This window comes from Kribbella caucasensis, from assembly GCF_004361855.1.
Taxonomy (GTDB): Bacteria; Actinomycetota; Actinomycetes; order Propionibacteriales; family Kribbellaceae; genus Kribbella; species Kribbella caucasensis.
This window is the reverse complement of the sequence record NZ_SNWQ01000019.1, coordinates 108,795-127,469: the sequence shown is the minus strand read 5'-3', so window position 1 is coordinate 127,469 and position 18,675 is coordinate 108,795. Positions and strand designations below refer to the sequence as shown.

The 18,675-nt window shown below is 68.0% G+C and carries 16 protein-coding genes; 9 read left to right on the top strand and 7 right to left on the bottom strand.

What is annotated here, in order from left to right:
* Nucleotides 1–1,746: a hypothetical protein gene (locus tag EV643_RS32260; protein WP_202869857.1), complete on the bottom strand. Its 1,746-nt coding sequence runs from the start codon at nt 1,744–1,746 to the stop codon at nt 1–3.
* A 230-nt stretch (nt 1,747–1,976) separates the two neighbouring features.
* Between EV643_RS32260 and EV643_RS32255 the strand changes: the two genes are divergently transcribed.
* Genes EV643_RS32255 through EV643_RS32235 form a run of 5 tightly spaced genes read left to right on the top strand, consistent with a single transcriptional unit; the run spans nt 1,977 to nt 7,168 of the window.
* Nucleotides 1,977–2,900: a carbohydrate ABC transporter permease gene (locus tag EV643_RS32255; RefSeq protein WP_133803967.1), complete on the top strand. Its 924-nt coding sequence runs from the start codon at nt 1,977–1,979 to the stop codon at nt 2,898–2,900.
* A complete protein-coding gene (locus tag EV643_RS32250) occupies nt 2,890–3,774 on the top strand; it encodes a carbohydrate ABC transporter permease (RefSeq protein ID WP_133803966.1) in 885 nt (294 codons plus the stop codon). Before EV643_RS32255 ends, EV643_RS32250 begins: the two co-directional genes overlap by 11 nt.
* 20 nt (nt 3,775–3,794) lie before the next feature.
* Nucleotides 3,795–5,117 carry an ABC transporter substrate-binding protein gene (locus EV643_RS32245; RefSeq protein WP_133803965.1) on the top strand — a complete coding sequence of 441 codons (1,323 nt, stop codon included), beginning with the start codon at nt 3,795–3,797 and terminating at the stop codon, nt 5,115–5,117.
* A complete protein-coding gene (locus EV643_RS32240) occupies nt 5,117–6,241 on the top strand; it encodes a Gfo/Idh/MocA family protein (RefSeq protein ID WP_133803964.1) in 1,125 nt (374 codons plus the stop codon). The genes EV643_RS32245 and EV643_RS32240 overlap by 1 nt, the downstream gene beginning before the upstream one ends.
* On the top strand, nt 6,242–7,168 hold the full coding sequence (locus tag EV643_RS32235) for a DUF6807 domain-containing protein (protein ID WP_133803963.1): 927 nt from the start codon (nt 6,242–6,244) through the stop codon (nt 7,166–7,168). It abuts the gene before it with no gap.
* Here the strand turns inward: EV643_RS32235 and EV643_RS32230 are convergent.
* Complete coding sequence (locus EV643_RS32230; protein ID WP_133803962.1) at nt 7,146–8,570, bottom strand: sensor histidine kinase; 1,425 nt, start codon at nt 8,568–8,570, stop codon at nt 7,146–7,148. The two genes, EV643_RS32235 and EV643_RS32230, sit on opposite strands and share 23 nt — an antisense overlap.
* 162 nt (nt 8,571–8,732) lie before the next feature.
* Here EV643_RS32230 and EV643_RS32225 point away from each other — a divergent pair, with 162 nt between their 5' ends.
* Nucleotides 8,733–9,014, top strand: coding sequence for a hypothetical protein (locus EV643_RS32225; RefSeq protein WP_133803961.1), 282 nt, complete (start codon nt 8,733–8,735; stop codon nt 9,012–9,014).
* 599 nt (nt 9,015–9,613) lie between these two features.
* The gene (locus EV643_RS32220) at nt 9,614–11,113 is read left to right on the top strand and encodes a hypothetical protein (RefSeq protein ID WP_133803960.1); all 1,500 of its coding nucleotides are present in this window, start codon (nt 9,614–9,616) and stop codon (nt 11,111–11,113) included.
* A gap of 3 nt (nt 11,114–11,116) precedes the next feature.
* Here the strand turns inward: EV643_RS32220 and EV643_RS32215 are convergent, their stop codons facing one another.
* Both EV643_RS32215 and EV643_RS32210 read right to left on the bottom strand, forming a co-directional pair.
* Nucleotides 11,117–12,325 (bottom strand): cytochrome P450, encoded by a 1,209-nt coding sequence (locus EV643_RS32215; RefSeq protein WP_133803959.1) that lies wholly within the window; start codon nt 12,323–12,325, stop codon nt 11,117–11,119.
* 55 nt (nt 12,326–12,380) lie between these two features.
* Nucleotides 12,381–12,989 carry a TetR/AcrR family transcriptional regulator gene (locus EV643_RS32210; protein ID WP_133803958.1) on the bottom strand — a complete coding sequence of 203 codons (609 nt, stop codon included), beginning with the start codon at nt 12,987–12,989 and terminating at the stop codon, nt 12,381–12,383.
* Between the two features lie 107 nt (nt 12,990–13,096).
* Here EV643_RS32210 and EV643_RS32205 point away from each other — a divergent pair, with 107 nt between their 5' ends.
* The gene (locus tag EV643_RS32205) at nt 13,097–13,879 is read left to right on the top strand and encodes an SDR family NAD(P)-dependent oxidoreductase (RefSeq protein ID WP_133803957.1); all 783 of its coding nucleotides are present in this window, start codon (nt 13,097–13,099) and stop codon (nt 13,877–13,879) included.
* A 32-nt stretch (nt 13,880–13,911) separates the two neighbouring features.
* Here the strand turns inward: EV643_RS32205 and EV643_RS32200 are convergent, their stop codons facing one another.
* Nucleotides 13,912–15,774: a hypothetical protein gene (locus EV643_RS32200; RefSeq protein ID WP_133803956.1), complete on the bottom strand. Its 1,863-nt coding sequence runs from the start codon at nt 15,772–15,774 to the stop codon at nt 13,912–13,914.
* A 90-nt stretch (nt 15,775–15,864) separates the two neighbouring features.
* Nucleotides 15,865–16,815, bottom strand: a complete 951-nt coding sequence (locus EV643_RS32195) for a GlxA family transcriptional regulator (protein ID WP_133803955.1) — start codon at nt 16,813–16,815, stop codon at nt 15,865–15,867.
* A 71-nt stretch (nt 16,816–16,886) separates the two neighbouring features.
* On the opposite strand from EV643_RS32195, the gene EV643_RS32190 reads away from it, so the two are divergent.
* Entirely contained in the window at nt 16,887–17,483 is a 597-nt protein-coding gene (locus EV643_RS32190; RefSeq protein ID WP_133803954.1) for a DJ-1/PfpI family protein, read from the top strand.
* Nucleotides 17,484–17,485: 2 nt separating this feature from the next.
* Here the strand turns inward: EV643_RS32190 and EV643_RS32185 are convergent, their stop codons facing one another.
* Nucleotides 17,486–18,571: an aldose epimerase family protein gene (locus EV643_RS32185; RefSeq protein WP_133803953.1), complete on the bottom strand. Its 1,086-nt coding sequence runs from the start codon at nt 18,569–18,571 to the stop codon at nt 17,486–17,488.
* Nucleotides 18,572–18,675 lie beyond the last annotated feature (104 nt).

The window sequence follows — 18,675 nt, the reverse complement described above, 5'->3', positions numbered from 1 at the left end:
TCAGGAAGTCCGCAGTTGGAGCGTGTAGCGGGTTGGGGTTCGGCCGGTGAGGTAGATGCGGTGGCCGTCGGGGGTCAGACTGCCGCCGAGATAGGTGTAGCGCTCGCCCGGGTCCATCGTGACCCGGGTGGCGCCGGTGCCGGGGCCGAACTCGATCCGGTCGGTGCCGACGGTGTACGAACCGGTGCCGTCGACGAGCTGATAGTTGTCGGCGGCATCGAGTGCCTGGACGCCGGCCAGGGTCCCACCGCGCCGGAAGCACAGCTCGATCGCGTACGCCGTCTCGTCGCCGTCGAGGTCGAAGGTTACGTCGAAGCCGTTGCCGAGTTCAACGACCGTCACCTCGGTCCGCAGCGTCCGGAACTGCTTCGGCCGATGCGGGAAGTCCATCGACGCGTAGAAACGACCGTCCAGGGTGAGGGCGTACATACCGTCGGCACGCCGGTACCGCTTGGGTAGCGGGAGGTGGTACGGGACTTTCACTTCCTGTTCGAGCTTGTAAGTGTTCGCGCTGGTACGACGCATGCCGTTGCTGCGGAAGTGGCCGGTGCTGAAGAAAACCGGCGACAGGCGGACCGAGTCCAGGATCGCCGCGCCGTTCCGGAGCTTGAAGAACGTGGGGTTGGTGGACAGCCCGGACGCGATCACCGGGATGTCGTGGAAGTCGGTCCCACCGAAAACCGACGCGGTGCGCGTCTCCCGCCGGATTCGGGCCGAGGCCTGGGACGGGAAGTGCTGGACGAAGTCGGTGGGTGCGGGCTTCGGAGTCGGTAGGACCGCCGCCAGTTCCGGTCGTTCGAGCACCTCGGCGAGGAAGTCGCCGAGCTCACCGGTCCCGCGCTTTTCGATGTCCTTGGCAACGGTCGAGAACCGGCCGTCGCCGGCGTGCAGGGCGAGTTCGCGGAACTGGGTCAGGTACCACCAGACCTCGCGGATCCGGTTCTGGTCCTGCCGCCGGGACGCGACCGTGTCGACCTCACCGTTCGGCTCGAGGAAGTACAGGGTCGCGTCGAGGTTGCGCTGGACGTAGTCGACGAGTTCGGGCTTGCCGCGCAACCAGGCGACGGTCAGCAGGCAGTGGTTCGTGACCTCCGAGGCGTACGTCGAACTGCGCTCGCTGTAGATCCCGTCCGGGGTCGCGTCGATGCCTTCGTCGAGCCAGTCGTCGATGCGTGCGGCGTACCGGCGGTCGGGGAAGAGGTGATGGGTCCGGGCCAGCGCGGCGGCGATCTCCCAACGGTGGTTGGGCGTGTGCACGCCACCGGACGCGAGGGCCGGCCCGGCCTTGCGGAGTACGCGTTCGAGCACTACGCGATGCGGTTGCGTCGCCGGCTGGTCGTCGGCGTCGAGCAGGCCCCAGATCATGCAGACGTCCTGGATCGCGAACGAACTGTCCGGCGGCGAGTGCAGGTTGCCCACGTCGTACAGGCCGTCGTCGTGTTGCAGCTCCGCCAACCGGTTCACCAGGTACTCGAGCGGCGCGAGCAGCGACGCGTCGTGGTGGTACTTCGACCGACCCCAGGTGTACGCCGCGACCAGGCGGCGACCCTTTCGCGCGACGGTGCGGACGCTGTCGGCGGCGTTCTGGTAAATGCCGAGCACCAGCGCGACCTGGGCCTCGTTCGCGGTGGTCAACAGCGCCAGGAACTCCTCGTCAACCGCTTCGTCAGCCCGGGCCATGGACGGATTCAACGCGGCGAGGGACAGGGTCGTCAACGACCCGGCGAGGAAGGTACGGCGCTGCATCGGGACCTCCAGAAGATCGGGCAAGCGGTTGCCAAATGCCCAGTACTGTCGCTTCCGGACTTTGTCCTGTCAAGACTTCGCAACATGTCCGCAACCGGTCGCCGGACATCCGGACAGGGTCTTGTCTGAACCGGTTCTGTGGGCTAGCTTGACCGGCCAGGGCAAGCGCTTTCCCCCAGTTTGTCCGGAACTTGTCCCCGACCCGGCCAGCTTTCCGGAGGTAAGAAAGTATGAGCGCGCTGGGCGAACTGAGCGCCCTCGGCCGGAAGAAGCCGGCCGGCCAGAAGAAAGACAACCTCGCCGCCTACCTGTTCCTGTCGCCCTGGCTGCTCGGGCTGTTCGCGATCACCATCGGCCCGATGATCGCGTCGCTGTACCTGGCCTTCACCGACTACAACCTGATCCAGGCGCCGGAGTGGATCGGGTTCGAGAACTTCACCCGGATGCTGTCCGACGAGCGGCTGCACAACTCGCTGCGGGTGACGTTCACCTACGTGTTCGTCTCGGTGCCGCTGCAACTGGCGGTCGCCCTGCTGCTCGCCGTCGTGCTGGACCGCGGAGTGCGCGGGATGGCGTTCTACCGTTCGATCTTCTACCTGCCGTCGCTGCTCGGCTCGAGTGTCGCGATCGCGATCCTGTGGCGCCAGGTGTTCGGCACCGAAGGCCTGCTGAACCAGGTGCTCGCCCTGGTCGGGATCGACGGCAAGGGCTGGATCTCCGATCCCAGTACGGCGCTGGGAACGCTGGTGGTGCTGAACGTGTGGACGTTCGGCTCGCCGATGGTGATCTTCCTGGCCGGCCTGCGGCAGATCCCGACGATGTACTACGAGGCCGCGTCCGTGGACGGTGCCGGCGTACTGGGCCGGTTCTTCCGCATCACGCTGCCGCTGCTCACGCCGATCATCTTCTTCAACCTGGTGCTGCAGATCATCCACGCGTTCCAGTCGTTCACCCAGGCGTTCGTCGTCTCCGGGGGCACCGGCGGGCCGTCGGACTCGACCATGTTCTTCACGCTCTACCTCTACGACCGGGGCTTCGGCAATTTCGACATGGGCTACGCCTCCGCGATGGCGTGGTTCCTGCTCGTGATCATCGGGGCCTTCACCGCGGCGAACTTCTTCGCCTCGAAGTACTGGGTGTTCTATGACGACTGAGACGATTCGAAGCACGGTGGCCGCGCGCCGGTCCGTCGGCGTCAGCTGGGCCCGGGTCCGGCCGCTGGTGATCCACGTCGCCCTGGCGGCCTCCGCCCTGGTGATGCTCTACCCGCTGATCTGGATGGTGGTCAGCTCACTGCGGCCGGGCAACGAGATCTTCCGCGAGCCCGGTCTGCTGGTGAAGGACCTGCGGATCGAGAACTACCGGCTCGGCTGGAACGCGCTGACCGAGCCGTTCACCCGCTACCTGCTGAACTCCGCGGCCGTGGTGCTGGGCGCCGTTCTGGGCAACCTGGTGTCGTGCTCGATGGCGGCGTACGCGTTCGCCCGGCTGGAGTTCGTCGGGAAGAAGTTCTGGTTCGCGATCATGCTGCTGAGCATCATGCTGCCGATCCACGTGGTGATCGTGCCGCAGTACATCCTGTTCTCGCAGGCCGGCTGGATCAACACGTTCCTGCCGCTGATCATTCCGAAGTTCCTGGCCACAGACGCGTTCTTCGTCTTCCTGATGGTGCAGTTCATCCGCGGCATCCCGCGCGAACTGGACGAGGCGGCCCGGATCGACGGCTGTGGCCGGGCCGGGATCTTCCTGCGGGTGATCCTGCCGCTGATGGTGCCGGCCCTGGCCACCACCACTATCTTCACGTTCATCTGGACCTGGAACGACTTCTTCAGCCAGCTGATCTACCTGACCGATCCGAAGATGTACACCGTCCCGGTGGCCTTGCGGTCGTTCGTCGACGCGACCGCGGAATCCTCCTGGGGCTCGATGTTCGCCATGTCGGTCGTCTCCCTCGTCCCGATCTTCCTCGCCTTCCTGCTCGGCCAGCGGTTCCTGATCAAGGGCATCGCCACCACCGGCATCAAGTAACTCCCTGAAAGGTGCACATCATGAGGCCGCTCATCCCACCCACCGCAGGCCGGCGCCTGCGGGCACTGGCCGCCGTCGCGATCGCCACCACCCTCCTGGCCGCCAGTGCCTGCGGCGGTGACTCCGGTGGCGACAGTGGCTCCGCGAACGGCGAGGTCACGCTCCGGTTCACCTGGTGGGGTGGCGACACCCGAACCAAGCTGACCCAGCAGGCGATCGACGCCTACCAGAAGGACCACCCGAACGTGAAGATCAAGGGTGAGTTCGGCGAGTGGTCCGGGTACTGGGACAAGCTCGCCACCACGGTCGCCGCGAACGACGCGCCGGACATCATCCAGATGGACGAGAAGTACCTGCGCGAGTACGCCGACCGCGGCGCGCTCCTGGACCTGAAGAAGGCCGAGGGGCTGGACACCGGCAAGTTCGAGAACGACACCCTCAGCGCTGGTGAGTTCGACGGTGGTCTGTACGGGCTCAACGCCGGGATCAACTCGTTCGCGATCGTGGCCAACCCGGCCGTCTTCAAGGCCGCCGGCGTGGCCCTTCCGGACGACACCACCTGGACCTGGGACGACTACAACCGGATCGCCGCCGAGCTCAGCACCAAGCTGAACGGCAAGGGCTGGGGGACCGGCGCGCCCGGCACCAACGAGGCCGCGCTGAACCTGTGGGCCCGCCAGCACGGCGAGTCGCTGTGGACCCCGGACGGCAAGCTCGGCGTCTCGCCCGGCCAGGTGACCGCGTTCTACCAGAACCTGCTGAAGCTGCGGGACGCCAAGGCCATCCCGTCGGCGGAGTTCGTCTCGCAGGACATGAACGCCGCCCTCGACCAAGGGGCGATGGCGACCGGCAAGCTGGCGATGAGCTGGATGTGGAGCAACCAGCTGAACGCCATGAGCAAGGCGGCCGGCCAGGAGCTCAAGCTGCTCCGGGTGCCCAGCGTCGAGGGCAAGGCCAGCGCGAACGGCTCCTACTACAAGGGATCCATGTTCTGGTCGATCTCGTCGCGGTCGAAGCACCAGAAGGAAGCGGCCGAGTTCGTGAACTACCTGGCCAACAGCACCGCGGCCGGCAGCATCCTGCTGGCCGAGCGGGGCGTGCCGCCGAACACCGAGATCCGCGCGGCGGTGACGCCGAAGCTGGCGCCGGCCGACGCCGCCTCGGCCAAGTTCATCCAGGACATCGGCAAGGAGCTCGGCAACCCGTCGCCGGCGCCGCCGGTGGGTGGCGGCCAGGTGGAGAAGATCATCCAGCGCTACACCACCGAGGTGCTGTTCGGCCGGCAGACGCCGGACAAGGCGGCGCAGGGGTTCATCGACGAGGTCAACGGGGAGCTTAAGTAGTGCAGCTCCCAAGGGTCGCCGTGGCCGGCGTGCACGGCCACGGCGCCTCGCACGTACGACGGGTCGCCGGGTTGGCGGCGGACGGCCAGGTAGAGCTGGTCGCCGTCGCCGATCCGGTTGGGACTGCGACCTTTCCGGACCTCGCCTCGTTGCTAGCAGCAACCGAGGTAGACGTCGTCGTCATCAGCACTCCGATCCAAACCCACGTTCCGCTGGCCGAGCTGGCGTTGCGGGCGGGCGCCGACGTCCTGCTGGAGAAGCCGCCGACGGCATCGCTGGCGGAATTCGAGCACCTGTTGGCGGTGGTGGACGAGACCGGGCGTGCCTGTCAGGTCGGCTTCCAGGTGCACGGCTCGGCGGCCGCCCGGGGGCTGGCCGATCTGGTTGCCGACGGCAAGTTAGGTGAGGTTCGGGGGATAGGTGCCGTCGGCACCTGGATCCGGACCCAGGAGTACTGGCAGCGGGCCCGCTGGGCCGGCCGCCGGATGCTCGACGGGGTCGCCGTGGTGGACGGCGCTGTCACCAACGCGTTCGCGCATGCTTCGGCGACCGCGTTGCTGATCGACGGCTCCGGCCCGGCCGACCAGATCGTGTCGGTGGAAACCGAGTTGTACCGGGCCAACCCGATCGAGGCCGACGACACCTCGACGGTCCGGATCCGGACGGCCCGCGGTACGACGATCCTGTCGGCGCTCACGTTGTGCGCGGAAGAACCCGGGATCGAGCCCACGATCATCGTGCACGGTTCGGACGGACGCGCCGTACTGCGGTATCCGTCGGACCGGCTGGAGGTCACGATCGACGGGCGGACCACGAGTACGCAGTACGGGCGGGAGGATCTGCTCGGCAACCTGCTCGCCCATCGCGCCGATCCGGGAGTGCCGTTGTTCGCGCCGCTGGCCGAGCTCGGGGGATTCACCCGGGTGCTGGAGGCGGTCCGGACGTCGCCGCCGCCGACCGAGATCGAAGCGGAGTTCATCAGCTGGCAAGCCGAAGGATCGCAGCGTCACCCGGTCGTGCTGGATGTCGGCAAGTGGGTCGGGCAGGCGGCGGAGACCTTGTCGCTCTTCAGCGAGCTGGGCGCCCCTTGGAGTAAGAATCTACGAGAGACGGAGTTCGAATAGATGACGACAATCCTCGGTTGCAACCACGCTGTCGGCCGGTCGATCCAGGTCACCGCCGGCGGGACCGAGCTGTTCACCTATGTCTACGCGGCGACCGACCCACAGCTGGAGTCGCCGCGGCCGTACATCCATCCGCTGCGCACCCTCGACGGCGACCTGGTCAGCGTGTTCCGGCCGCACGATCACGTCTGGCACAAGGGCATCACCTGGTCGCTGCCGCACTTCGGCCACGAGAACTTCTGGGGCGGGTCGACCTTCTCGCTGGAGCACGGGTACAAGCAGCTGGACAACAACGGGTCGATGGACCACGAGAAGATCACCGCCCTCGACGTCGCGGACGACCTGGTCGCCTTCCGGCACGAGCTGTCCTGGCACACCCAGGCCGGTGCGCACGTCGTCGACGAGGACAGGTCGCTGGAGGTGCGCCTGGTCGACGACGGCTGGGTGCTGCTCTACCGGACCGCGATGAAGAACGTCTCCGACGAGACCGTGCAGATCGGCAGCCCGACCACCGCGGGTCGTGAGAACGCGGGCTACGGCGGCCTCTTCTGGCGCGGCCCGCGTTCCTTCACCGGCGGCACGGTGCTCGCGCCGCAGGGCAGTGGCGGCGACGAGTTGCGTGGTCAGAAGGCTGCGTGGATGGGCTTCTCCGGCAAGCACGACACCACCGATCGCGCGTCCACCGTGCTCTTCGTCGACGCCGGTGAGAACCCGCGGCACCCACCGCAGTGGTTCGTCCGCTCGGAGGACTTCGCCGCCGTCTGCCCAGCGCCCTTCTTCTCCGAGGAGCTCCCGTTCGAGCCCGGATCCACCCTGACCTTCCGGTACGCCGTACTGATCGCTGACGGCGCCTCGGACGACGACCGGGCCGCCTCGCTCGCAGTACAGGCCCAGAAGGCGTTGGTCAGCGGGGAAGCGACAGGGTGAAGCAGGTGTCGCCGGGGTGGGAGGTCACCACGATCGCGCCGCCGTGAGCTTCGGTGATGGACTGGGCCAGCGAGAGGCCCAGTCCTGATCCGCCGGAGTCTCTCGTACGGGACGTGTCGGCGCGGCTGAATCGTTTGAAGACGTTCGGCTGCAGGTCCGACGGGATGCCGGGGCCGTTGTCGCGGACGGTGAGTACGGCCGAGTGGCGGGTGTCGTCGGTGCGCAGGCCGACCGTCACCGTCGTACCGGCGGGCGTGTGTCTGCGGGCGTTGCTGAGCAGGTTGGTGACCACCTGGTGCAGGCGCTGTTCGTCGCCGGTGACGACGACGGGTTCCTCCGGGAGGTCCAGTGCCCAGCGGTGGGCGGGACCGACGATCTGCGCGTCGGTCACCGACTCCATCGCCAGCCAGGTGAGGTCGACCGGGCGGCGTTCGAGTGGGCGGCCGGCGTCGAGTCGTGCCAGCAGGAGCAGGTCTTCGACCAAGGAGGCCATCCGGTGCGCTTCGGACTTCACCTTGCCCATGGCATGCGTGAGCTGCTCAGGATCCGGCCGGCGCAGGCTCAGCTCGGCGTACCCCTGGATGGTGGTCAGCGGAGTACGTAGTTCGTGCGAGGCGTCGGCGACGAACTGACGGACCTGGAGCTCGCTGCGATGACGGGCGTCCAGGGCGCGTTCCATGTGGCCGAGCAGGGTGTTGAGGGCGACGGCGACCTGGCCGACCTCGGTGCGTTCGTCCGTCAGCTTGTCCGGGACCCGGGCGGTCATGCCGATTTCGCCGGTGGCCAAGGGGATTCCGGACACTGCCCGGGCGGTTTGGGCGACCTTGCGGAGCGGGCGCAGCTGGCGGCGTACGACGAACACCGCGACGCCGCCGGCGGTGACCACGCCCAGCCCGCTGAAGAACGCCTCCCAACCGACGAGGCTGGCCAGCGTGTCGTCGATGTCCTTGGTGGGCAGGCCGGTGATGACCGTCGTGGTGTCGACGGTCGAGGCGTGGACGCGGTACTGGCCGAGCCCGGGCAGATCGATGGTGACGAACGTGGTGCCGGCCGGTGCTTGTTCGAGTGCGGCGATCACCTGGGCCGAGAGCTGGTCGAGTTCGCCGGCCGGGGTGATCACGTTGCCGTTGGCAACCGAGTTGGTGAGGTAGACGGTCACCGTACCGGCGTCCTGGCCGTGGGCGTTCTCGATGTCGGGCGGCGGTTTGGACGCTTCGTGTCCGCCCTTGTTCAGTGCGCCGACCGCGCGATCGTGGGAGGCCGAGACCTTGGTGTCCAGTTGGCGGGTGAGGTAGGAACTGATCGCGGCGGTGGTCAGCGCGCTGATCACGATGCTGACCACGGCCACCAGTACGACGACCGCGCCGGCGACCCGTGCAGTCAGCGACGTGGGCATCTTCATGTTTCCACTATGTGAGCCCAGTCCTGGTGATTCCTGGGTCGTTCCTGGGTGAACGCTGTGAATGTGGCGTTCCCAGCCGGCTCGTCGGATCCGCACAGGACGTTCACAGGTTCGGCCACCAGGGTTTGGTGCAACACGAAGCAGCGAACCGGAGGTAGACCGATGAACGTCCAGACCAAGACCCGCCGCCCGACCACCTGGACCGCCGGCCTGTGGGGCGGCGCCACTCGCCGCCGCGTCGCGGCCGTCACCGCCACGACCATGGCCCTGTCCGTCACGGCCGTCATCCCGGCCATCGCACTCCCCGCGTCCGCCGACCGAGCCGTGATGGCTCCGGCGGCCACCACCACCGATGCGGTCTCCACCCAGGGCCCCTGGGCAGTACAGGCCGAGCTCTACGGCACCGGCCGCGGCTGGTACACCCTCAGGCCCCGTTCACTCTGAGGATGGGTGTACTTAGCAACGTTGTTCCGTACTGCGGTGGCCAGGTCGTGGAGCAGGTTTTCCTCCGCGGAACCGAGCACCGGACCCATCTCAGCCAGTGGATCGTCAAGCCGATGCGCGAAGACCGACGGCCGTCGCGGAAAGGGTGACGAGAAGGTGTCCGTGGCGTTGTGGAAACGGGCCACGAGCCGGCCGAATTCGGCGTACAGCTCGTCGGTGAAAGGCAGCTCCGGTTTGCGCCCGCTTCGAGCAGTCCGACCTCGGGGCCCGGCCGAAAGCCCTGTCTCCCAACGGATTAGCGCATGTGCAGGACGTGAACGGGGTGCCGTAGACATCCGCGAGCCGGTCGCGCAACGCAGCCGGATCGGGCAAACACCGGAGGGTTGGTATCACGGCTCCGAGGTTACGTGTGACAGGGGTGTCAGAGCCCCTGAATTCGCATTCCGAAATGTGGGACGTAGGTGTGAAGTTGCTGTTTGCCGGGGAGGAACGGAATCGTTGCCCGAATCGCCTCCCCTCAGAGGCCTGGGAACCGGTAGCCTCGTGCAGCCACCACCGACGAACTGCCGGAGAGCCCGAACCGGTCAGGAGACCACGTCTTGCAGGAGAACACCACCAGTACCGGCGAGCCTGAGAACGTACCCCTGACAGGTGCGGACAAGGTCGCCTACGCTTTCTACGCCACCGCCGCCACGGCCGCCCTCGTCGGTCAGGTCTGGGCCGGTGTCACGCACATCCCATGGCCGGAGGAAGGGTTCTCGACCTTCCTCAAGATCGCGCTCGTCACCCCCGCGGTCGCCGTCATCGAGCTCGGTGGTGTCGCCACCGCGGCACTCGCCGACCTGCGCCGCCGCAAGGGTGAGCAGGCCTACGCGTACCGCGCGATGTCGCTGTTCGCCGCGATCGTCGCGCTCGTCTTCAACGTGGTCGGCCACTGGCGGCCGGAGGAGCGGTTCCTCGCCTTCGGTTTTGGCGGCCTGTCCGCGTTCGCCTACGTGCTCTGGCTGATCCACAGCTCCGCCCGCCGCCGCGACGCGCTGCGCCGGTCCGGGCAGATGGCCAAGACCGGACCCGTGTACGGCGTGGTGCAGTGGATGCGCGAGCCGAAGATCACCTGGCTGGCCCGGTCGCTGGCGATCGAGCACGGCCTCGGGATGTTCGAGAGCCTGCGCGCGGCCCGGGAGCAGGTCCGCAACGCGGCCCGGCGGAACGCGATCGCCGGCACCGTCGCGGAGTACATCCGGTCCGAGCACCAGGACGAGCGGCTGGCCAAGATCGCCGAGACCACGTACGACCCGGATCGACTGGCCGGGATGCTCGAGGAGCGGATCAACTACGAGGTGATCACCAGCAAGCTGACCCGGGCGATCTCCCCGCCGCCGGAGCCGGAGGACGAGCGCGAGGACCGCAGCGACCTGCGCGCGGCCGTCTGGGTGGTCGAGGGCCAGCCGCCGAAACCGCGCCAGCTCCGCCCGGCCGAGGAGAGCGGCGTCAACCTGCGCGACGAGGACGCCTGGGGCGAGGCGATGACCGGCGAGTTGATGGCCGTCGACTACCTCCCCTACGACCGCAACGCCGAAGCCGTCGCCGAAGCCGAGGTGGTCGAGGACGAGACCATCAAGGAAGCCCCGGCTGAGCCGCAGCAGAAGGCGTCGCCGGTGGTGAAGCCGCCGCAGGAGCCGTCGCCGTTCGCACCGGCGAACCCGGTCGAGCGTCCCGGCATCCCGGAGCCGGTCGTCACAGCCCGGCCGTCGGTTGTCGACCAGCCGATGAGGTACGCCGAGCCGATTGTCTCCGAGCCGGTGAAGATCGAGGAGCCGTCTGTGGTGGCGCGCGAAGTGACCGCGCGGACGACATCGAGCACTTCTCCTTCTTCTTCGACCAGCCGTCCGAAGAGTTCGTCGACGTCCCGCAGTACCGGTGGTGACCTGGACAAGAAGCGGATGCGGGCCTGGGCGTTGCTGTCCGACTGGCCGGAGAACCGCGAGCGCACGGCGGCGACGCTGGCGGCCGCGATCGCTTCGTCCGAGAAGGACGCGGCCGCTTTCATCGCCCGGTATGACGCCGAGCACGGGCTGGTGTCGAGCACCAAGTCCTGATCGTCAAGCGGTCTCGCCGAGGTTCACCGGAAGTTCGGCGAGACCGCTGACCAGGACGCGGCGCCATTCCAGCTCCTCGGCCGGCTTGGCCAGGCTCAGATTCGGGAACCGCCGGAGCAACGCGAGTAGTGACTCCTGCAGTTCGATCCGCGCGAGCTGGGCACCCAGGCAGAAATGCGGCCCGAAGCCGAACGACAGGTGCTTGTTGTCCTTGCGATCCAGCCGCAGCTCGTCCGGCGCCTCGTACGCGCGCGGATCCCGGTTGGCCGAGTTCAAGGCCGCCATCACGCCTTCGCCGGCCTTGATCTGGACCCCGTGCAACTCCATGTCCTCAACCGCGACGCGGAGCTGACCGACCTCCGAGAACCGGTTGAACCGGAGCAGTTCCTCGATCGCGGACGGCACCAGCGAGTGGTCCTCGACCAGCCGGGCCCAGTTCTCCGGCCACCTCAGCAACGTGGCCACGCAGCTGGAGATCTGGTTCGCCGACGTCTCGTGGCCGGCGACGAGCAGGTTGACCCCGAACGAGATCAGCTCGTCCTGGCTGAGCCGATCGCCTTCCTCCCGGGCCCGGACGAGTTCGTCCAGCAGGTCCTCGGCCGGCCAATCGGTGGTCGCCAGCTTCCGGGTGACCAGCGCCTCGATGTACGCCGTGAGCTCGGTCATCGCGTTCTCGACCAGGTCCTTCTCGGCCATCCGCATGCTGTACCCGAGTTCGGTCCACTCGCGGAACTGCTCGCGGTCCTCGTACGGAACCCCGAGCAGCTGGCAGATCACCTGGATCGGCAACGGCAGTGCGACCAGTTGACGGATGTCCGCGCCATCACCCGCGGCCGCGACGTCATCGGCCAGCTGCGCCGACAACGCCGCCACCCAAGGCCGGGTCCGCTCGATCCGCCGATGCGCGAACGTCGACGACACCAGCTTCCGCAGCCGGGTGTGCTCGGGCGGATCGGTCGTGGTGAGGCTGTTCGGCATCGGCTTGGCCAACGCGACCCGCGGTGCCCCTTGCTTCACCACGGCCGCCCGAGAGAACCGTGGATCCGCCAGCACCATCCGAACATCGTTGTACCGGGTCACCAGCCACACCTCGGCCCCGGCCAACGTCCGAACCCGCGCCACCGGCCGGTTCTCCCGCAACTGTTCGAACGTCGGCGACGGGTCGAACCGGAACGCGTCATCGAACGGGATGTTCAGCACAGGCTCCGTCATAGCCCGACCCTAAGCGAGTTAGGTAACCCTTCGCTCGACGTGTCAGCGGGTCGGCTCAGAGCTGGGCCGTCGGGCTGCCGGTACCACGGAGGAGGGTGTCGATGAGCTGGGTGGCGAGGGCGTCGGTGTCCGGGTCGCTGCCGGTGGTCTCGTTGCTGGTGGTGGAGAGGTCCTGGCAGACCTCGTGGATCAGGGCGTAGTAGACACGGCGGGCCCAGACCGGGTCGACCTCGGCGCGCAGTACGCCGGCGTCCTGGAGGCGGCGGAAGAGCTGGTCGCAGCGGTCGACCACAGCGTTCCAGATCCGCTCGCTTTCGTTGCCCTTGGCAAGAGAGGTGTTCATCGAGAAGCCCCAGGAGAGCTTCACCCGGAGCACGTTCGCGGTCGCCTGGTAGAGCGCGACCAGCGGGGGTGAGGTGTCCGGCCGGGCGTCGTCGACTGCTTGGGCGAGCTGCCGGGTGGCCCACTCCGACATCGCGGTGATCAGCGCCTCCCGGGTGGCGAACCGCCGGTGCACGGTGGTCCGGGCCACGCCGGCGGCGGCCGCGATCTCCTCCATGGTGGCGGCCGGGTTCCGGTTCAGGGTCCGCTCGGCCGCCTCGAGGATCGTCCGCACGGTCCGCTCGGCGTCCGCGCGGAGCGGTCGGATGGTGGTGCTGCTCATGCGTTCGAGCGTACTTCAAGGTAGCCGTTGATTCACTACTTGCAACATTGGTGATGCAAGTTGTACGTTTTCAGGGTCATCAAGGATGCGATTAGTGAGAGGTTGTCATGGATCTCCAGCTCAAGGACAAGACCGCGCTCGTCACCGGTGCCAGCCGGGGGATCGGGCTGGCCGTGGTCGAGCAGCTCGTCGAGGAAGGCGTCCGGGTCGTCGCGGCGGCGAGGACCAGTACGGCGGATCTGCGGCGCACCGGGGCGTCCGTAGTACAGGTGGACCTGACCGAGCAGGACGGACCGGACCGGTTGGTCGCGGCCGCGCTGCATGAGGTCGGGGAGCTCGATCTGCTGGTCAACAACGTCGGTGGTGGTGACGGTGATGCGACGGCCGGGTTCCTGGAGTTCGGGGATGACGGCTGGCGGCAGGTCTTCGAGCTCAACTACTTCGCGACCGTGCGGACCACACGAGCGGCGCTTCCGAGCCTGGTCAGGCAGCGCGGCGCGATCGTCAACGTCTCGTCGAACGGCGCGCGGCTGCCGTCCGGCGGGCCGATCGCCTACACCACGGCCAAGGCCGCCCTGACCGCCTTCGGCAAGGCGCTCGCCGAGGAGTTCGGCCCCCAAGGCGTCCGCGTCAACACCGTCTCACCCGGTCCGGTACGCACGGCACTGTGGGAGGACCCCGCGGCGTACGGCGGCCAACTCGCCGAGAAGCTGGGGATCCCCCACGAGCACCTACTGGCCGCGCTACCGCAACAGACCGGCATGCTGACCGGCCGCCTGATCGAGCCCGCCGAGGTCGCCGACCTCATCGTCCAACTTTGCTCCCCGCGCGCGGCCAGCATCATGGGCGCCGATTACCTCATCGACGCCGGCATCATCAAAACCGCCTAGAGAAGCGGTTTGGGAAAGGTCGCTCGAGGCAGCTACTCCAGATGAGGTGCGGGCCAGGTCCGATGGGTGCCTGTGTGGTCGACCCGGAAGGTGAACTGGTGTGGGCTGGTCCATTCCAGTGCGCCGTCGTCGAGTCGGCGGACCTGCCAGCGTCCGTGCGTTTTCAGGCGGTGGGTGAACCGGCGCAGCGGGGCGAGGTTGGTGGTGGAGGTCTGCTCTGTTGGTCCGAGCGGATCGTAGGGGCGGATGTGGTCCAGGTCGGTGGTGTTGGTGGTGTGCGCGGTGCCGTAGGGGAACTGCTCGACCGGGTAGGTGAGCTTGATCCGTTCCCGGATCCGGGCCGGGATCTCGTAGGCGTCGACGCTGATGTTGCGGTTGAGGTCGATCACCGGTTTCACCACGTACGGCCGGTGGCCGATGAGTTCGGCGAGCTGGTCGGCGAGGAGTGGGCCGAGGTTCTCCACTCGCAGGACGCCGGTGCCGGTGGCCAGGGTCTGGTCGGTCAGGTGGACATAGACCACGGTCCTGCCCGTGCCCGCGCCTGCACGCCCACTCCTACCGCGCCCGGTGGTGTTGGGGAGGGTGGTGCCGTGGGCGATGCCGTCGAGCCGGTTGAGGGTCGCGTTGAGGGCGCGGCGTGCGGCAGCGTCCATCGGCTCGGCGCTATCGTCGTCGTCGTCGATGGTGGTGGGGGTGGGGTTGCCGGGCCCGGGTGGTGGTCGCCGGGGTGGGGTGTCGAAGGGGTCGGGCAGGTCGCTGCTGGGGTGCGGTGCGTCGCGGTCGATCTCGTCGTCGGGTTCCAGCATCCACCATTCGCCCAGGTCGGTGTCGTCGACGGGGTCGGTCGAGTGCGCGGATTCAGCGGGACCGACCGGGTTGACCGGGGCCGCAGGATCGGCCGGATCGTTGGTGGCGGCGGGGCGGGTGGGGCGCGCGGCCGCTCCGGGGCGCGCCGCAGATGTGGCCGGGGAGTCCGGGCGCCTGTGGCTTGCCGGGTCGGTCGAGGCGGCGGCAGCCGCGGACGTTGCGGGGCCGGTCGCGGGGTTGGCGGGCGAGGCCGGATCAGCGGGCGCGGCTGGATTGGCGGGGGCGGTGGCTGCGGTGCGGGCTTCTTGGGCGGCGGTGAGGAGGGCGAGGGCGTAGTCGGGGTCGGCGAGGATGCCGATCGCCTTGGCCCGGCGCAGGCGCAGCGGGTCGGTGTCGCCGAGGGTCTTCAGGGCGTCGGCGATCGAGTTGATGGTGGCGTCGAAGCGGATCACGTCACCGGAGGCGGCCAGCACGTACATGGCCTTGGTGCCGTTGTCGTCGGATTGGCCGACGTAGACGCCGCGTTCGCGTTGCTTCTGGCGAGCGGCGGCTGCGGCGGCCTCGGGGTCGGCCTTCCAGAGGGCGGCCTTGACGATGGTGGTGAGCCGGGCCGGGGTGACCGAGTCGATGATGCCGGCGACTTCGTGGTCCACGAGCGCGGCGGCCTCCAGGGACAGGTCGAGGCAGGCGGTGGCGATCTTGCGGGCCTTCCACGGGGTCGCCTCGTAGGCCTGGACCATCGCCCAGCAGCGGGGGAGGCGGTGCAGCAGGGCCAGGGCCTGGCCGACGAACTCGGCGGCGACGCCGGCGGAGACGCCGAGCACGACGGCGCCGAACTCGGCCGGTGCGAACTCGGCGATCTCGGGACAGCCCGCACCACCCAGCACCACACCCCGCTCCCGGCCACGCAGCCGGTCGGACTCACCGCCGCGGTCGCGGCGCGGCCGCGACTCGACGCTGTGGAGGGCCGCGAACTGCTGGGCATGGACAAGGACACTCACCTCATGCTCGCGGGCCACGGCGTGATGCTCCGCGCCCGAGGCGAGCACCTCGGCCGCAGTGAGCCCTGACAAGTCGCCTTCGAACATGCGATCGATTCTAGCGTCACCGAGAGTGACTCGCAAATCACACCACCTCGATATCCCTTATTTGCAAGGGGAATCGATTGCGTCTAGGTTTCAGATGGCTTGGTGGGTGAAGGTTCGGCGGTAGTTGGTTGGGGTGGTGTTGAGGGTTCGGGTGAAGTGTTGGCGGAGGAGGAGGGGTGAGCCGAAGCCGGCTGCGGCGGCGACCTGGGCGATGTTGAGGTCCGTTGTTTCCAAGAGTTCCTGGGCGCGGGCCAAGCGGGCGCGGATCAGCCACTGCAGCGGCGTCGTGCCGATCTGGTCGCGGAAGCGCCGGCTCAGGCTGCGGGTGCTCAGTGAGGCCTGAGCTGCGATGGTGGCCAGGGTCAGTGGTTCGGTCAGGTGCTCGGTCATCCAGTGCAACACCGGTTCCAGCGAGTCGTTGCCTGCGACAACTGGTGTGGCGATGTACTGCGCCTGGCCGCCATCCCGATGCGGCGCCATCACCAGTTGCCGCGCGACGGCGGCCGCGACCGCTGAGCCGTGGTCGCGGCGAACGAGGTGAAGGCAGAGATCGAGTCCGGCGGTCACTCCCGCGGACGTGAGCACATCACCGTCGTCGAGATACAGCGCGTCGGTGACCACGTCCACCTCGGGATATCTACGGGCCAGCTCGGCCGCGTGGTTCCAGTGCGTGGCTGCCTGCCGCCCGTCGAGCAGCCCGGCCTCGGCGAGTACGTAGGCACCCGTGCAGATCGATGCGATCCGGATCCCGCGCCGATGCGCTTCGCGGACCACCTCGACCACGGATGTAGGCGGATCGAACGAGGCCGGCACGATCACCGTGTCCGCCCGCAACGCCTCCTCGAACCCGTACGGCGCCTGGGCGCGAAGGATCCCGCGATCGAACGCGACCACATCAGTCCCGGCCGGACCCCCGCACACGCGGACGTCGTACAAGGGTCGTCCGTCGACTGGATCCTTGGCCGTGGCGAACACCTGGCACGCCCCGGTCAGTTCGAGTCCGATCACGCCCTCGATCGCGAGCACCGCCACAATCGTCATGGCGCGAATCTAGCGAACGATGTCGTTCAAGCCACTCTCGTACGGCGATCCCCGAAGCGCAGGGTGGGTCCATGAGGATCGACGTGCTGATGTTCGACGGAGTGGCCGAGGTGGACGCGCTCACGACGTACGCGGTGTTCGCGACCGCCCGGCGTCGCGGATTCGAGGTGGATCCGCACCTGGTCACGGCGGACGGCGCGACCGAGGTGGTCGGGTGCTACGGGACCACGTTCGGCGGGCTGGTTCCGTGGTCGCCGGAGTCGGCCCGGGTGCTCGCCGTGTCCGGTGGCTGGATCCTGGAGGAGATCGAGCGCGGGGTGATCCCGCGCCAGCTCGCGGAGGCGAAGGCGATCGGCGGGCCGGAGCTGGTGCTGGCCGGGATCGACTCCGGTGCGCTGTTCCTCGGCGCGGCCGGCCTGATCGGGGGACGGCCCGCGACGACTCATCGCCAGGATCTGGATCGGTTGAAGGAATGGGCCGAGGTCGTCGATGCGCGGATCGTCGATGACGGTGATCTGGTCACTTGCGGCAGTGGATGGTTCGCCGGTACCGACCTGGCGTACTGGCTGCTCGAACGCGAACTCGGCTCGCCCGCGGATGTCGTTGCCCTCGAACAATGGATAGGCCGCGACCGCCAGGGGACTGTCTGGCGGCGCGGCCTCTCGTAGTACTACTTCGTGCCGAACGTGTACGTCGTGGTGGACGTGTACGTCTGGCCGGGGCGGAGGACTGTGGAGGGGAAGTTCGGGTGGTTGGGGGAGTCGGGGAAGTGCTGCGTCTCGAAGGCGAACGCGTCGCCCTGGCGGTAGGACTTGTCGCCGATGCCCTGGAACGTCCCGTCGAGGAAGTTGCCGCTGTAGAACTGCGCACCCGGCTCGCTCGTGTGCACCGTCACGGTCCGGCCGTCCTCCGGCTCCCAGAACCGCGCGGCGAACCGCAGCCCGTCGTCATCGACATCGCCGCCGAGGACGAAGTTGTGGTCGTACCCACGCCCGATCACCAGTTGGGGGTGGTCGTCCCGGATCCGTTTGCCGATCGCGGTCGGCTTGCCGAAGTCGAACGGCGTACCGGCGACGGGCGCGATCTCGCCGGTCGGGATCAGGCCTGCGTCGACCGGCGTGTACGACGGGGCGTTGAGCTGCAGGACGTGGCCGTCGATCGAGCCGCTGCCCTCACCGGCCAGGTTGAAGTAGACGTGGTTGGTCAGGTTCACCACGGTCGGCTTGCCGGCGACGGTTGCGTGGTAGTCGATCCGCAGGGTGTCGTCCCGGTCGAGCGTGTAGGTGACCTTGGTGGTCAGCTCACCGGGGAAGCCCATGTCGCCGTCCGGGCTGAGGTAGCCAAAGGTGACGCCCACGATCTCGTCGGTCTGTACGACCGTTGCTTTCCACACCTTCTTGTCGAAACCGATGGTGCCGCCGTGCAATGCGTTCTCGCCGTTGTTGATCGGAATCTGGTAGTTCTGCCCGTCGAGAGTGAATCGGCCCTTCGCGATCCGGTTGCCGTAGCGGCCGATCGTGGAGCCGAAGTACGGGCTCAGGGCCGCGTAGTCGGGCAGGTTGTCGAAACCGAGACTGATGTTCTTGGTCTTGCCGCGCCGATCCGGGGTCTCGACCCGCTGGATGGTGGCACCCCAGGTCAGCATCGAGATGGTGACCCGGCCGTTCGAGAACGTGTAGACGTCGACCTCGTCCCCTTCCGGGGTGGTGCCGAACGGGTCCTTGCGGATGGAGAGGCGGCCATGGTGTGAACCCATGGCGGCGACCCTATCCGCAGCGGTGGCGTTGGTGGGCGGTGGTGGGCACTGTGAGCAGGATCGCCGGCGTGTTTGGAACAGTTCGTAACCGTTCGGATTCGTTC

Coding starts and splice junctions, on each gene's coding strand:
- EV643_RS32245 (WP_133803965.1), top strand. CDS start 3,795: ATGAGGCCGCTCATCCCACCCACCGCAGGCCGGCGCCTGCGGGCACTG.
- EV643_RS32225 (WP_133803961.1), top strand. CDS start 8,733: ATGAACGTCCAGACCAAGACCCGCCGCCCGACCACCTGGACCGCCGGC.
- EV643_RS32255 (WP_133803967.1), top strand. CDS start 1,977: ATGAGCGCGCTGGGCGAACTGAGCGCCCTCGGCCGGAAGAAGCCGGCC.
- EV643_RS32215 (WP_133803959.1), bottom strand. CDS start 12,325: ATGACGGAGCCTGTGCTGAACATCCCGTTCGATGACGCGTTCCGGTTC.
- EV643_RS32250 (WP_133803966.1), top strand. CDS start 2,890: ATGACGACTGAGACGATTCGAAGCACGGTGGCCGCGCGCCGGTCCGTC.
- EV643_RS32205 (WP_133803957.1), top strand. CDS start 13,097: ATGGATCTCCAGCTCAAGGACAAGACCGCGCTCGTCACCGGTGCCAGC.
- EV643_RS32235 (WP_133803963.1), top strand. CDS start 6,242: ATGACGACAATCCTCGGTTGCAACCACGCTGTCGGCCGGTCGATCCAG.
- EV643_RS32190 (WP_133803954.1), top strand. CDS start 16,887: ATGAGGATCGACGTGCTGATGTTCGACGGAGTGGCCGAGGTGGACGCG.
- EV643_RS32185 (WP_133803953.1), bottom strand. CDS start 18,571: ATGGGTTCACACCATGGCCGCCTCTCCATCCGCAAGGACCCGTTCGGC.
- EV643_RS32200 (WP_133803956.1), bottom strand. CDS start 15,774: ATGTTCGAAGGCGACTTGTCAGGGCTCACTGCGGCCGAGGTGCTCGCC.
- EV643_RS32210 (WP_133803958.1), bottom strand. CDS start 12,989: ATGAGCAGCACCACCATCCGACCGCTCCGCGCGGACGCCGAGCGGACC.
- EV643_RS32195 (WP_133803955.1), bottom strand. CDS start 16,815: ATGACGATTGTGGCGGTGCTCGCGATCGAGGGCGTGATCGGACTCGAA.
- EV643_RS32230 (WP_133803962.1), bottom strand. CDS start 8,570: ATGAAGATGCCCACGTCGCTGACTGCACGGGTCGCCGGCGCGGTCGTC.
- EV643_RS32260 (WP_202869857.1), bottom strand. CDS start 1,746: ATGCAGCGCCGTACCTTCCTCGCCGGGTCGTTGACGACCCTGTCCCTC.